Raw genomic sequence first — 14,026 nt, forward strand, 5'->3', positions numbered from 1 at the left:
TCCTTCGTTAGTTTGTCCTGACATACTAACAAATATGGACGAAACGACGCAAGGATTTCCAGGCGGCTGGGGTCTTGTGCGGACTGCGCCTCCGGCGTAGCGTTAACAACCTAGAGGTTGATCAATGAAGTAATTGATTACCCTCTTGGTTGGGCAGAGTTCCTTTGGCGGAGACCTTGGGACGAGGAGGTGGGAACCGAGTGGAAGCACGCGACGACGGCGAGCTCGACGCGGCCTTCCTGGCCCTCGCCGATCCGATCCGCCGCCGTATCATTGCCCGGCTCAGCCGGGGTCCGGCCACCGTCAATGAACTGGCGGAGCCCTTCGCGATCACCAAGCAGGCGGTCTCGAAACACATCCAGGTCCTCGAGCAGGCGCAGCTTGTCACGCGCACCCGTGACGCCCAGCGCCGGCCCGTGCACCTGAACCCCGCACGGCTGGAAGCGCTCACCGCCTGGATCGACCAATACCGGCTGGTCCGCGAGGGGCAATTCCGCAGCCTTGACGCCGTGCTTGAAAACCGCGCCGCCCGTGGCGGCACACAGGCAAAGGATGCATCATGAGCAACGCATTGAAACTGACTGTCCCCGAGGGGCTGCCGTTCATCGATTTCGAGCGCGAATTCGATTTTCCCGTGTCCGAGGTCTTCCGGGCACACAAGGACCCGGAGCTTGTCGCCCAGTGGCTCGGGCCGCGGCAGATGACCATGAGCGTTAGCCACTACGACTTCAGGACCGGCGGCGGCTACCGCTACACCCACACCGGGCCGGACGGCAGCGCGTATGTTTTCAGCGGCGTCTTCCACACCGTCCGCGAGAACGACTTCGCCATCCAGACCTTCGAGTTCGACGGCTACCCGGATGTTGTGAGCATTGAGTTCCTGACCTTCGAGGACCTCGGCGCCGGCCGTTCGCGGCTCAGCGCCCGCGCGGTCTACCCCAGCATGGAGGCGCGGGACGGTATGGCGCAGTCCGGAATGGAGGGCGGCATGTCCGAAAGCTACGAACGGCTCGAAGAACTCCTCACCGGGGCAAAGGTCTAGGGCCGCAGGGGATCCGGACTCAACGACCCAAAAAGTACGACGGCGGCTGCCGCCCTCGCCGCGAAGGTGGCCTGCCGCCGTCGTACTTTAAAGAAACAACGCGGGGTCACTCCGGGCCCATCCCACCGAGTGGAACGGACCGTAAGTGACCCCGCGTTGCTGTAGTGCTGTGGTGCTGCGGACCTAGAGGGTCGCGAAGACCTCGCGCAGGAGCTTGGCGGTCTCGGACGGCGTCTTGCCGACCTTGACGCCGGCAGCCTCGAGGGCTTCCTTCTTGGCCTGGGCGGTGCCCGCGGAACCCGAGACGATGGCGCCTGCGTGGCCCATGGTCTTGCCTTCCGGAGCGGTGAAGCCGGCCACGTAGCCAACAACCGGCTTCGTGACGTGTGCCTTGATGTAGTCGGCGGCACGCTCTTCGGCGTCGCCACCGATTTCGCCGATCATGACGATCGCCTTGGTCTCCGGGTCGGCTTCGAACGCCTCGAGGGCATCGATGTGGGTGGTGCCGATGACCGGGTCGCCGCCGATGCCGATGGCGGTGGAGAAGCCGAGGTCGCGCAGTTCGTACATCATCTGGTAAGTCAGGGTGCCCGACTTGGAGACGAGGCCGATGGGGCCCTTGCCCGTGATGTTTGCCGGGGTGATGCCGACGAGGGCCTCACCCGGGGTGATGATGCCGGGGCAGTTCGGTCCGATGATGCGGGTGACCTGCTTGCCGTTGGCGTCAACCTTGGACTGGGCCAGTGCCCAGAACTCAGCGGAGTCCTGGACCGGCACGCCTTCGGTGATGACCACCACGAGGCCGATGCCGGCCTCGATGGCTTCAACGACGGCGTCCTTGGTGAAGGCCGGCGGCACGAAGACGATGGAAACGTCAGCGCCGGTCTCGGCCATGGCTTCCTTGACGGTGCCGAAAACGGTGATCTCGTTGTCGCCGTGCAGGACCGTGGTGCCGGCCTTGCGGGCGTTGACGCCGCCAACAACGTTGGTGCCGGCCTTGAGCATCAGGGCGGTGTGCTTGGTGCCTTCGCCGCCGGTGATGCCCTGGACGATGACCTTGGAGTCCTTGTTCAGATAAATAGACATAGTCGAGTCCCTCTACTTCGCTGCGTTGGCGAGCTCGGCAGCCTTGTCGGCGCCCTCGTCCATGGTGGCGGCCAGAGTAACCAGCGGATGGTTGGCCTCGGCCAGGATGCGGCGGCCTTCCTCAACGTTGTTGCCGTCGAGGCGGACTACCAGCGGCTTGTTCGCGGAGTGGCCCAGCTCGGCCAGTGCACCGACGATGCCCTTGGCGACGGCGTCACAGGCGGTGATGCCGCCGAAGACGTTGACGAAGACGGACTTGACCTGCGGGTCGCCCAGGATGACGTCGAGGCCTGCTGCCATAACCTCGGCGGACGCTCCACCGCCGATGTCCAGGAAGTTGGCGGGCTTGACGTTGCCGTGGTTCTCGCCGGCGTAAGCAACGACGTCGAGGGTGGACATGACCAGACCGGCACCGTTACCGATGATGCCGACTTCGCCGTCCAGCTTGACGTAGTTGAGGTCCTGCGCCTTGGCCTTGGCCTCGAGGGGGTCAGCAGCGTCCTTGTCTTCAAGGTGAGCGTGCTTGGGGTGGCGGAAGTCGGCGTTCTCGTCGAGGGAGACCTTGCCGTCGAGGGCAACGATGTCACCGGCGCCGGTCAGGACCAGCGGGTTGACCTCCACGAGGGTGGCGTCTTCCTTCTTGAAAACGTCCCAGAGCTTCAGGATTACGCTGGCGACCTTGCCACGCAGTTCCTCGGCGAAGCCTGCTGCGGCGACGATTTCGTCGGCCTTGGCCTGGTCGATGCCTACGGCCGGGTCGATCGAGATCTTGGCCAGGGCCTCGGGGCGCTCAACGGCGAGCTGCTCGATTTCCATGCCGCCTTCTACCGAGCACATGGCCAGGTAGTTGCGGTTGGCCCGATCCAGAAGGACGGAGAAGTAGTATTCCTCGGCGATGTCTGCACCCTGGGCAATCATCACGCGGTGGACGGTGTGGCCCTTGATGTCCATCCCGAGGATGTTGGTGGAGTGTTCAAGCGCCTCGTCAGCGGTCTTCGCGACCTTGACGCCGCCAGCCTTGCCGCGGCCTCCGGCCTTGACCTGCGCCTTTACGACAGTTACGCCGCCGATTTTCTCGGCAGCTGCCTTTGCTTCTTCAGGGGTGTGCGCCACGATGCCAGCAAGCACGGGTACACCGTGCGCCTCGAACATATCGCGCGCCTGATATTCAAACAGGTCCACGGTTTAGTGTCCTTCTACGTCGAAGTAGTTTCTGTACAGCCGGACCCCACGTACTCGCGGTTACCGGGCTGCGGAATAAACGCGCCCTGCGACAAGCTTGGAAACGAGCCACACGGCGCAATGCTCCTCTGGGAACTCTAGTCCTTCGATCGGACCAGCCCGTTCCAGAGTACCCGTTATGTGAGTAAGGACACTATTCTATGAAGCGTAGAAAAACCGCTAGATTACGGGGTTTTTGGGGTGTCCGACGGCGTGCCGAGGGCCTGGGCGGCCGCGGCAAATGCACGTTCGTAACGTGCGCGGGAACAGGCCGCTCTGCCGGCAGCGTGCGGCACGGCGGATCAGTCTCCGGTGCCGGCGCGGACCAACCTCTCGGCTCCCGCTATGAGTTCAGCTCTGCGTCCAGCTAGGCGTCCAGCTTGGCGTTCAGCTATGCGTCCAGCTTGGTAAGCGGCGCGTAGCGCAGCAGCAGCCGCTTCTCGCCGATGTCGAACTTCACCTTGGCGACCGTCTTGTCCCCGGCGCCTTCCACCGCAAGGACGGTGCCGTTGCCGAAGCTGGTGTGGTTGACCTTGTCCCCCACACTGACGGCGACGACTTCCTTCTGCGGCTGGACCCTGTTCTTGGCCACCGCGGCTGGTACATCGGCGTTGAAGCCGGCGGACGGGCTGGCACCGGCGCCGCGGGCGGTCCCGGCGCCCCAGAACGATCCGCCGTACCGGCTGGAACCGATCGCGGCGCCGCTCCCCCAACCGCCGCTTTGGCGGCTGGCGCCTTCCCGCTTCCATTCGACGAGCTCGGCGGGGATCTCCTCGATGAACTGGCTCGCGGGGTTGTACTGGCTCTGGCCCCACATGCTGCGGACCTCGGAGCGGGTCAGGTACAGCCGCTTCCGGGCCCGGGTCAGGCCCACGTAGGCCAGCCGGCGTTCCTCGGCCAGTTCCTTGGGATCCGTGGCGGAGCGCTGGTGCGGGAACAGTCCGTGCTCCATGCCGGTCAGGAACACGACCGGGAATTCCAGGCCCTTTGCAGTGTGCAGGGTCATCAGGGTCACGACGCCGAGCCGCTTGGCTTCGGCGACGGCGGCGTCGATATCGGCGCCGGGGGCATCCGGAATCTGGTCGGCGTCGGCCACGAGGGAGACCTGCTCCAGGAAGGCTCCGAGCGAGCCTTCGGGGTTGTCGCGTTCGTATTCCCGGACGACGGCGACCAGCTCGGCGAGGTTCTCCACCCGCGATTCGTCCTGCGGGTCGGTGCTGGAACGCAGCCCGGCGAGGTAGCCGGTCTGTTCCAGCACGGCTTCCAGCGCCTCGGCCGCGCCGGAGCCGGAGGCCACCTCGGCGAGGTCGTCGAGGAGTTTCACGAAGCCCAGCACGGCGTTGACCGAACGGGTCGCCATGCCCGGGGCTTCATCGGCTCGCCTGGCGGCGGCCATGAAGGAAGTCCGGTCACGCTGCGCGAGGGAGGCGACGGCGCCCTCGGCACGGTCGCCGATCCCGCGCTTGGGTTCGTTGAGGATGCGGCGGAGGTTGACGTCGTCGTCCGGGTTGACCAGAACGCGCAGGTAGGCGAGCGCGTCCTTGATCTCCTTGCGCTCGTAGAAGCGGGTGCCGCCGACCACCTTGTAGGGCAGCCCGACGCGGACCAGGACGTCCTCGATCGAGCGGGACTGGGCGTTGGTGCGGTAGAAAATGGCGACGTCGCCGGGGCGCAGGTTGCCCTCGTCCTGGAGCCGGTCGATTTCCTTCGCGATGAACTGGGCCTCGTCGTGTTCGTTCTCGCCAACGTAGCCGACGATCTTTTCGCCGTCGCCCTCGGCCGTCCAGAGCCGTTTCTCCGGCCGGTTAGGGTTGCGGGAGATCACCGAGTTGGCGGCGCTGAGGATGGTCTGGGTGGAGCGGTAGTTCTGCTCGAGCTTGATGGTGCGGGCGTCCGGGTAGTCCTTCTCGAACTCCACGATGTTGCGGATGTCCGCGCCGCGGAAGGCGTAGATGGACTGGTCTGAATCGCCGACGACGGTGAGCTCGGCGGCGTCAGGGCCCTCGCCGACCATCTCGCGCACCAGGGCGTACTGGGCGTGGTTGGTGTCCTGGTATTCGTCCACGAGGACATGGCGGAAGCGGCGCCGGTAGGAGTCGGCGAGCGCAGGGAAGGCCCGGAACATGTAGACGGTCTCGGCGATCAGGTCATCGAAGTCCATGGCGTTGGCTTGGCGCAGCCGCTGGGTGTAACCCTTGAAGACCTCGGCGACGGCCTGCTCGAAGGGATCGTTGTAGTTGGCGCTGGAGGAGTAGCTGTCGGCGTCGATCAGCTCGTTTTTGAGCGCGGAAATCTTGTGCTGGATGGCCTTGGGCGCGAAGCGCTTGGGGTCAAGGTCCAGGTTCTTGGCGACCAGCGTGATCAGGCGCAGCGAGTCCGCGGAGTCGTAGATCGAGAAGTTGGAGTTCAGCCCGACATTCCTGGCCTCGCGGCGCAGGATCCGGACGCAGGAGGAGTGGAAGGTGGAGATCCACATGGTCTTGGCCCGGCCGCCGACCAGCGCCTCGATCCGTTCCCGCATTTCGGCCGCGGCCTTGTTGGTGAAGGTGATGGCCAGGATCTCGCCGTGGTGCGCCCGCCGCGTGGCGATGAGGTAGGCGATCCGGTTACTGAGCACCCGGGTCTTGCCCGAGCCCGCACCGGCCACAATCAGCAGGGCACTGCCGGCGTGCTTGACCGCTTCTTCCTGCTCGGGGTTCAGCCCCTCCAGGAGTTCGGCGGCGTTCGGAAGCGGCGGACGGTCCCCCTCGTGGCCGCCCTCGGCGCTGTTTGGGCCCCAGCCGGGAGCGGAACCCACCGCTGCCGAGCCTGTTCCGAGGGACGATTTTGTGGCTGCCGCCGTCCTGGAGGCAGCTTGGAAGGGTCCGTCGGCGTAAGGGTCAAACAACATATCCATGGTGTTAACAAGTCTAGGCGGTGCCACTGACAGCGGCGTCCGCCGCTCGGGACATGCCCTCCCCTGCCCGCGCCCAGTGGACATAATCCCTTTATGTCCAGCCCTGGCAGCGAAGAATGAGCATGTCCCCCGGAGATGGCACCTTGGAATGAGCATGCCCTCCCCGGCACGGCAGCGAAGAATGAGCATGTCCCACGGAGACTGCACTTGGGAATGAGCATGCTCTCCAGCGAGGTCCTGCCGGCGGGGAGCCTAGCTGACGGCGCCCGAGCTGAGCGCGGCACGCAATTGCCGCACCGCCGTCGCGCCTCCCGCAATGAACCAGTCGAGTCCATTGACGCGCACGACGTCGGTCGCGCCGCCGGCCGCCTCTACGATTGCCTTCCCGGGCAGCCAGTCCCACTCAGGGCAGCTGTGCTGGAACCAGCAGCCGAGCTCCCCGTCCGCCACCCGGCCGAGGTCGCAGGAGCCCGACCCGAACATGCGAAGCGCGGCCGCCGACGTCGCTGCAGCATGCCAGGGCATGGCACACATTGGATCGGCAAGCCACGTCGGGTGGATGTACGTTGCCGCGCCGAGTTCAGACACCGGCGTGTCAGACCGCCCCGTGCCTCCCGACGCGCCGGGGAGGAATGTCACCAGTTTTTCGCCGTTGAGCGTTGCTGCCCGGGACGTCCCGCCCAGCCAAAGTTTGTCCTCCTCCGGCTGGAAGATGGCGCCGAGTCCTGCACCGGAGGAATCCTTCAAGGCAATGGCCGAGCACCAGTACGTGGATCCATGCAGGAAGTTGAAAGTCCCGTCGACGGGATCAATGACCCAGGTCCGGCCGCTGCTGCCTGCCACGGAGGCGCCCTCTTCGCCCAGGACGGAGTCATCGGGCCGGCAGCGTCGAAGCTGTTCCAGCACATAAGACTCGGCGGCGTGGTCGGCGGCAGTAACCACGTCCGAGACCGACGTCTTCTGCCTGCCCTCAAGCCCCGCCTGCCGCATCAACAGCGCCAGCGTCCCGGCCTCGCGGACCAGGGCCTCAGCCAGTTGGTAGTCGTCCAGTGACGGGTCGAGTTCTGCCGTGCTGTGCCGGCCAAGCCGGTGTTTTCCTAGTTCGGTCACGCGTCCCAGACTATCGGCGCCCACTGGCAGTGAACAGCCGGCGCGGGCGGCTGTTCCGAATGGCCGTGCGGGCGGCTGTGGCGGGCGGCCGTGCCGGACGGGCGATAATGGAGCCATGGCCAAGACACCCGCGCAGCGGATCAAGAAGCACGGCGCTAACGCGGCGGTCCCCCAGCACCATCTCCCGCCGGTGATCAATCCGACCACCGACCGGACACCGCAGAAGGCACAGAGCAACAGCAATCTGATTGTGATCGCCGGCGTCGTCGTCAGCCTGTTCCTGTTCTGGTACCTGCACCTCCTCACCCTCAACCAGCTCACTCAGTTGTCGGGCGGCCAGGCAATGCCCGACTCGATGGTCGGCGGTTTTGACCAGGGGTTCGTGGAGCAATTGCGCGCGGCCATGGACGCCGACGCCCGGGGCCAGCTGAGCTACGTCCACAAGACCGCCGGCACGCTCTTCCCGCTGATCTTTGGCTTCACTTGGCTGCTGCTGATCGGAACCAACGTGGCACGGAAATCCCTGCGCTGGGCGCTGTGGTCGCTGCCGCTGCTCTTCGCGGCGGTCAGGCTGTGGGGCAACACAGTGATCGACGGAATGCTGTCCACAGGCAGCCTCGACGGCGGTCAGGTCGCACTGGCGTCCATGCTCACGGTGGCGGGCTGGGCACTTCTGGCGCTGAGCCTCGTGGCCGGCGGCGCTGCCGTGCTCCTTGGCCGGAAGACAGCCTCCGCCGATCAAGGCACAGGTCCGGCCAAGGGACATGCCCAGCCCTAGGCGTTCTCGATGGACATGTGACTCACGTCCACAGCCACGGCGGCAGGACTTGCCCAGCCCTGGCACCGACCACTGGACATGGGCCCGTTATGTCCAGTCCTGGGCGGCAGCGGAGGACATGCCCAGGAAAATGGGATCAGCTGCGGCCAGAACCCATCACACGAACCAGCCACGACTTGAACGAGCGCCCGCCCAGTTCGGCCTTGACGAAGTCACGGGTCTGCTGGGCCCGGTGAGGAGCGCCGGCACTTTCGAAATGTGCGGCCGCCTCCGCGAGCGCCCGCCGCGCTGCAATCTTGTCGCCCGTTGCGATGTACGCCCTGCCGAGGAGCAGGCAGGCCTCACCCGTCCGCTGGGGTGAGAGTCCCTCTTCCAGTCCGCAGAGATCGTTCAGGACACTGATGGCGGCTTCGACGTCGCCGGCCAGGTACGTCCAGTGGGCACGATTCAATTTCAGTAGGTTGAAGTCATTCGGGCTTCCGCCTATAACATCCGTGGCCAGTTCTGCGCGCTCGATGCAACGTAACGTATCTGCGTCAGCGATGTCTGCAGCCAGTCGCATCGCGGCAGACGCCTTGTTGAACTTTGCCCAGACGTCCAGGTTCCGGGCCGGCGAGAATGTCGCGGCGGCAAGTTCGTGATACCGCAAACCCTCTTCCACCATGTTGCACAGAAACGCAACGTTACCGATGACCCAGTACGCCTTGCCGGCCAATTGTTCGTCTACATCGTCAGAAATGATGCTGGCGAGGACCAGACTCTCAGCCCAGGCTTCCTCCAGTAGGCCGGAGTCTGCCTGCGCAGCAATCAAGGCATGCCGAGCTTTGACGTTTGTTTCGAGGTCTGCGTCGTCCGCAGTGAGGTCCGCGGCTGTGCGTGCCGATGCAGCGGCCTCTTCCAGAAACCCGGCACGGTGCTTGGCCTGCGACATAAGGATGTGGGCTCTTGCCCGGAGCTGCGCTGAAAGGGCTGCTGACGAACCCGCGACCAAAACAGCAGCAAGTCTGGCGGACTCGTCGTACTCCCCGGCATCCAATAAGTTCTCTACTTGGAAGAACCTCATGTCCCATTCCGCAGCGCAATCCTCAGCGGCTAGAGCAATCTCGGCGGCTTCCCCGGCACTGCGGGAGGCAGCACGGAAGTCATGCTCTTCCCGGTACTGCCGGGCCTGAAGCTCGGCAACGAAGTATGCGGGTGGAAGAGAATCTAGTTGCATGAACTCAATTATCCGTTGCCCCGGCAGTGGAAATGGCCAAGCGCGCAAGTTAGTCGCATGCAGGATTCCCGCAAGAGCGGCGCAGGCGTGCGCGTGGATAACACAGGATTTGTGGTCGCTCGACAGATTGTTACTTCATGGCTTGTCGAATGACCCTATACTGAACTCGCATCACACGAGCCCCATCAGTCTCTTACGTATCAGGAGTCCTCATGAAGAAAACTCTCGCAACTCTCCTTGTCGCCGGTGCTCTTGCCGCAGCGGGCCTTTCCGCTTCTGCTGCCATCTCGGCAACAGGTGACAACTCGGGTCAGGGCTCGGTATCGGCTATGGAGTGGTGGCCGAACTCCACCACGAAGTAAACGAGTCAGGAACCGCAAAGGGCGGGGACCGGATCTACTTCCGGCTCCCGCCCTTTGTTTTGCCCGGCAACGAGCTATTGTTTTGCCCGGCAACAAGCTATCAAGGCACAACCGCCGTGGTTCGCTGCCGTAAGAGTACGTCCTACTGCGCCCTGCCCAGGCTGATCAGGTCCACAACTTCCTCGGCCGGCGCGGGCCGGCCAAAATAATAGCCCTGACCGCTGCCGCAGCCCATCTCCCGGAGCATGTCGGCTTGCTCCACCGTCTCGATGCCCTCGGCCAACGCTTTGAGGCCGCAGGCGTGGATGAGGTGCAGCACCGCGGCCACAAAGTCCCGCTGTTCCTCGTCATCGCCCAGGCCGCTGATCAGGCTCCGGTCGATCTTGACCACGTTGACGGGAAGTTTGCGCAGGTAGCTGATGGAGGAATAGCCGGTCCCGAAGTCATCGATTTCAAGCTGCACGCCGAGGCGCCGCAGGCCGTTGAGCGAATACTGGTCGACGTCCCCGCCGTTGACGGCCATGGACTCCGTCAGCTCGACGATCAGGTTTGATGCATCCACGCCGGTTTCCCTGAGAATGTCGCGCACATGTTCGATCAGGTCGAGATTTTGAAGTTCGGTGGTGGAAATGTTGACGCGGACATTGAACGTGCTGTCCACCTGCAGTTCCTGCTGCCAGTCGCGTAATTGACGCACGGCATTGCGCAGCACCCAGTGGCCCAGGTCCACGATCATGCCGGTTTCCTCGGCCAGGGGAATGAACTGGTCCGGCATGAGCAGGCCGCGCTCCGGGTGGTTCCACCGGACCAGCGCCTCGACGCCCTCGATCCGGCCCGAGGCGAGGTCCACCACCGGCTGGTAGTGCAGGGTCAGCTGGTCCTGCCGGATGGCTTCGCGCATTTCCGTAATCATGACGCTCTGCAGCCGGCGGGCGTACAACAGGGCCGGTTCGAACACTTTGATGCTGCTGTGCTGCTGCGCCTTGGCCGCGTACATGGCCGTGTCGGCCTCCATGACCAGGTCGTCAACGGACTGGCCGGGTTCCGCGATCCGCAGGCCGATGCTCGTTCCGCACGTGATTTTCAGGTCCCCGACGTCGAGGCTCTCGCTAAGCGCCGTGAGGATCCTGTTCGCCACCCTCCGTGCCCGGACCAGATTGGACTTCGGCAACATGACGGCGAATTCGTCGCCGCCCAGACGCGCCACGGTATCCGTTTCGCGTACGGCGTCCTGGAGCCGGCGCGCGATCACCCGCAGGACATCGTCGCCGGCGCTGTGTCCCAGGGTGTCGTTAATGCCCTTGAAAGAATCGAGATCGAGAATCAGGAGAGCCGGCGGCATCTCACCGCGCGAGGACTCCGCCAGGGCATGGCTGAGGACCGAGTTCAGTGCGGTCCGATTGGCGAGTTGGGTCAGGGGGTCGGTGAGCGCCATGCGTTCGAGTTCCACCTGCGCCGCCCGCAGCATGGCCGTGCGGCTCTCGACCCGCTCCTCCAGCTCCTGGTAGATGGTCTGCAGATCATCGGCCATCAAGTTGATACCGGCAATGACGGCGGCGACGTCGTCGCGGGCTCCGGAATGCGGGATCCTGGTGCTCAGGTCGCCTCCGGCAATCCGAACGATTCCCTCCACGAGGGCGTGGAGCCTTGGGTCCGGCGGATCAGTCTTCACTCGTGTACTGCCCTAACCATTCGACGGCCTCGGTCTCGGACGTGAAGAACTGTGCAGGGATCGTCTCGTTCCCGGCTCTGAGAAGATAGTGGGCGATGACCCGGTCCACAGGACTCTCGCCCACTACTGCAAACGCCGAAGCAGCAATCGAGCCGGTGTACACGTGCCGTGCCTCGACGCTGACGCCGACCACCCCGGTGATGACAATCAGCACAGGCACGCGCCGGCCGTCGGCAAGTGCGCGGACAGCCCCTCCGGCTACCCGCGCTTCGGCCCCCGCGATCTCCTCGTTGGGTGGGAGAACAATTTTAATGATTCCACGGTCGACCACACTGAGGCCGATCGGAGCCGCCGCGCCGGTGCGCACGGCGGAGGCAGTGCCGTCCGCCGAAACAGGATCCGTTTCGGGGGCAGGACCCGGAGTCGCCGTAGCTTCGTCGGGGAACCTCTCATCGGGTGCTGCGAGCGCTTCAGCGGTCATGGGGCTGCTGTTCCGGTCGTGGATCGACGAATGCAATGGCTGCGGCAATGCGCGGCGAGACTAGCTGATCGAACATTTGTCCCCATAGACTACAAAGTCGTCATTTCGGCGTGCGCCAGAGACTGCTCGCGCACGAGGCCCCGGAACTTTCCGGTGAGTGACCTTAGGATAATGCAAGCTCAGACGCTTGTGAGACAAAGACACCCCGAGGTGCCGGGATCCTCGTCCGCCCCGGCGATTCCGGCCGATTATGACGCCCTCCGTAACGTGCGCTCCTGCCGGACCCGCTGGGCGGTGACGAGACCGGCCGCGGCGATGCCAACAGTTATGGGGTAACCCATAAGCCGCTCCAGGGTGCCGGGTTCCGGCACGTGCATGCCCGTCAGCCCGCCCGCAATGAGCGCCGCCAGGGCTACGGCGCCGCAGGCCAGGATGAGCCACCCGAGCGGCGTCTGCCGCAGCCAAAGCCAGCCGAGGACCAAGAGCGCCAGGGCCCCGGCTGCGAAGTACATCAGGGCGCCGGCCACGTGCCAGGCCGATCCCGTGTCTTCGGGCACCAGCCCCACGATGATCGTTCCCGCACCGGCGGTGCCGGTCAGCAGCCGGGCGGCGCCCGCTGCCACCCCTCCCGCGGCCCAGCGCGCCCTGCCCGGCGCCCTGCCCGGCACCCTGCCGGGCACCCGGCCGCGCCTGACGGGCACGCCGGGCCGCGCGGCACAGCACAGGAGCGCCGAGCCGAGCAGGATCGCCCCGATCATCATGCCGAGGCCTTGAACCACAAAGGACGCGTTCATCAGCAGATGCGCCGGCGAGCAGACATCCCTGCCGTCGAATTCCCCGCACGCCAGGGCGCCGAGATCGCTAATGAAGCCCGTGCGGCGGCTGTATGGTTCTTCTCCCGCCCAGGCGCCGATCACAGCCGCCTCCGCCACGAAATATTGCAGCACGCTCAGCTTCGCCAGCGCCCCGACATAAAACCGGGTCGCTGCCACATCCGGGTAGTAGAGGGCTCCGGCGGAAAGCTCGGTGGTTCCTGCAGTCATGCCAAGAGCGTAGTACGCGCGCTCACCTTGTATGCTTATATCCGTGTCCGACCGGACCGGCCCCAGGCCGCCCGCCCCGGATGCCCGCCCTCGTAGCTCAGTGGATAGAGCACGGCTCTCCTAAAGCCGGTGTCGTTGGTTCGATTCCAATCGAGGGCACTTGAACATTCCTGCCCCGGACGAAACCCCGGACACGGGTCCGGACTTTGACCTCCGCGCCTACCTGCGCGGCTCCTGGTCCGTCGACCGCACACTGCTGGACCGCAACACCGGGACCAGCGGAACCTTCACCGGCGTCGTACGCTTCACGGCCCACGACGACGGCGGCCTGTTGTGGCATGAAGAAGGCACCGTGCGCTGGGCCTCCGTGAGCGGCGCGCCGTTCACCGGGCCGGCGAGCCGCGAATATCTGTTGCAGCCGGCGGACACGCCCGATGTCCTGGACGTGCACTTCCCGGACGGCCGCCCTTTCCACCGCATGGGCTTTACCGGGCAGGCCAACCAGGATGTGCACTGGTGCGACCCTGACACGTACCGCGTGACGTACACGCTCCTCGGGCCGGACGCATGCGGCTACCGCTGGGACGTCACCGGGCCCGCCAAGGACCAGTTGCTGGAGACCGTCCTGCACCGGCTGGAAGCAGGACCAGGCGCCGCGCAGGACCCTAGGCGTGCTGAGTGAACCCGCGCATTGTCGTCTCCGCCGTCTGCGTCTTCGATCGCTCCGGACGCCTCCTGACCGTCCGCAAACGGGGCACGGACAAGTTCATGCATCCCGGCGGCAAACCCGAGCCGGGCGAAACAGCGGCGCAGGCAGCGGCGCGTGAGCTCCAGGAAGAAGTCGGGATCGTGCTGGCCCCGGACCGGCTGGATCTGCTGGGCTGCTGGCTGGCGGATGCCGCCAACGAGGCAGCCACCCAGATCGAGGCCACCGTCTTCACGGCTCCGGGGGTGTGGAGCGCCCGGCCCTCGGCGGAAATCGCCGAGATCCGCTGGCTGGACCTGGCCGCCGAACTGCCCGGTGACCTCGCCCCGCTGCTGACGGACCATGTGCTCCCGGCCCTGTCCGCCAAACCGTCAGCGGGCTAGGACCAGCACCGGCCCCAAGCCACCCCGGCT

Annotated in this window: 13 protein-coding genes and 1 tRNA gene; 6 read left to right on the forward strand and 8 right to left on the reverse strand. The window is 65.2% G+C overall.

Annotated elements, in window-relative coordinates:
* Positions 1-200 precede the first annotated feature (200 nt).
* Entirely contained in the window at positions 201-563 is a 363-nt protein-coding gene (locus BLS42_RS15270; RefSeq protein WP_090582635.1) for an ArsR/SmtB family transcription factor, read from the forward strand.
* Entirely contained in the window at positions 560-1,042 is a 483-nt protein-coding gene (locus BLS42_RS15275; protein ID WP_090582637.1) for an SRPBCC family protein, read from the forward strand. Before BLS42_RS15270 ends, BLS42_RS15275 begins: the two co-directional genes overlap by 4 nt.
* A gap of 183 nt (positions 1,043-1,225) precedes the next feature.
* Here BLS42_RS15275 and sucD read toward each other — a convergent pair whose 3' ends face one another.
* From sucD to BLS42_RS15295, 4 genes are all read right to left on the reverse strand, one after another.
* Complete coding sequence (gene sucD, locus BLS42_RS15280; RefSeq protein WP_090582639.1) at positions 1,226-2,128, reverse strand: succinate--CoA ligase subunit alpha; 903 nt, start codon at positions 2,126-2,128, stop codon at positions 1,226-1,228.
* Between the two features lie 12 nt (positions 2,129-2,140).
* Positions 2,141-3,310 (reverse strand): ADP-forming succinate--CoA ligase subunit beta, encoded by a 1,170-nt coding sequence (sucC, locus tag BLS42_RS15285; protein ID WP_090582643.1) that lies wholly within the window; start codon positions 3,308-3,310, stop codon positions 2,141-2,143.
* A 430-nt stretch (positions 3,311-3,740) separates the two neighbouring features.
* Entirely contained in the window at positions 3,741-6,245 is a 2,505-nt protein-coding gene (gene pcrA, locus BLS42_RS15290; protein ID WP_090582645.1) for a DNA helicase PcrA, read from the reverse strand.
* A 252-nt stretch (positions 6,246-6,497) separates the two neighbouring features.
* On the reverse strand, positions 6,498-7,355 hold the full coding sequence (locus tag BLS42_RS15295; RefSeq protein ID WP_090582852.1) for an inositol monophosphatase family protein: 858 nt from the start codon (positions 7,353-7,355) through the stop codon (positions 6,498-6,500).
* Positions 7,356-7,470: 115 nt separating this feature from the next.
* On the opposite strand from BLS42_RS15295, the gene BLS42_RS15300 reads away from it, so the two are divergent.
* On the forward strand, positions 7,471-8,133 hold the full coding sequence (locus BLS42_RS15300; RefSeq protein ID WP_090582647.1) for a hypothetical protein: 663 nt from the start codon (positions 7,471-7,473) through the stop codon (positions 8,131-8,133).
* A gap of 136 nt (positions 8,134-8,269) precedes the next feature.
* Here BLS42_RS15300 and BLS42_RS15305 read toward each other — a convergent pair whose 3' ends face one another.
* The 4 genes from BLS42_RS15305 to BLS42_RS15320 all read right to left on the reverse strand — a co-directional run bounded on the left by BLS42_RS15305 (position 8,270) and on the right by BLS42_RS15320 (position 12,907).
* The gene (locus tag BLS42_RS15305; protein WP_090582649.1) at positions 8,270-9,349 is read right to left on the reverse strand and encodes a hypothetical protein; all 1,080 of its coding nucleotides are present in this window, start codon (positions 9,347-9,349) and stop codon (positions 8,270-8,272) included.
* A gap of 504 nt (positions 9,350-9,853) precedes the next feature.
* Entirely contained in the window at positions 9,854-11,383 is a 1,530-nt protein-coding gene (locus BLS42_RS15310) for a putative bifunctional diguanylate cyclase/phosphodiesterase (RefSeq protein ID WP_090582651.1), read from the reverse strand.
* A complete protein-coding gene (locus BLS42_RS15315; protein WP_090582653.1) occupies positions 11,373-11,864 on the reverse strand; it encodes a DUF7793 family protein in 492 nt (163 codons plus the stop codon). The genes BLS42_RS15310 and BLS42_RS15315 overlap by 11 nt, the downstream gene beginning before the upstream one ends.
* A 248-nt stretch (positions 11,865-12,112) precedes the next feature.
* Positions 12,113-12,907 carry a DUF998 domain-containing protein gene (locus BLS42_RS15320; RefSeq protein WP_090582656.1) on the reverse strand — a complete coding sequence of 265 codons (795 nt, stop codon included), beginning with the start codon at positions 12,905-12,907 and terminating at the stop codon, positions 12,113-12,115.
* Between the two features lie 86 nt (positions 12,908-12,993).
* On the opposite strand from BLS42_RS15320, the gene BLS42_RS15325 reads away from it, so the two are divergent.
* The 3 genes from BLS42_RS15325 (at position 12,994) to BLS42_RS15335 (ending at position 13,996) form a co-directional block, all read left to right on the forward strand.
* Positions 12,994-13,066, forward strand: a tRNA-Arg gene (locus tag BLS42_RS15325).
* A gap of 1 nt (position 13,067) precedes the next feature.
* Positions 13,068-13,589, forward strand: a complete 522-nt coding sequence (locus BLS42_RS15330; RefSeq protein WP_090582658.1) for a DUF6314 family protein — start codon at positions 13,068-13,070, stop codon at positions 13,587-13,589.
* Positions 13,586-13,996, forward strand: coding sequence for an NUDIX hydrolase (locus BLS42_RS15335; protein WP_090582659.1), 411 nt, complete (start codon positions 13,586-13,588; stop codon positions 13,994-13,996). Before BLS42_RS15330 ends, BLS42_RS15335 begins: the two co-directional genes overlap by 4 nt.
* Positions 13,997-14,026: the final 30 nt, after the last annotated feature.

The organism is Arthrobacter sp. ov407 (assembly GCF_900102895.1).
GTDB lineage: Bacteria > Actinomycetota > Actinomycetes > Actinomycetales > Micrococcaceae > Arthrobacter.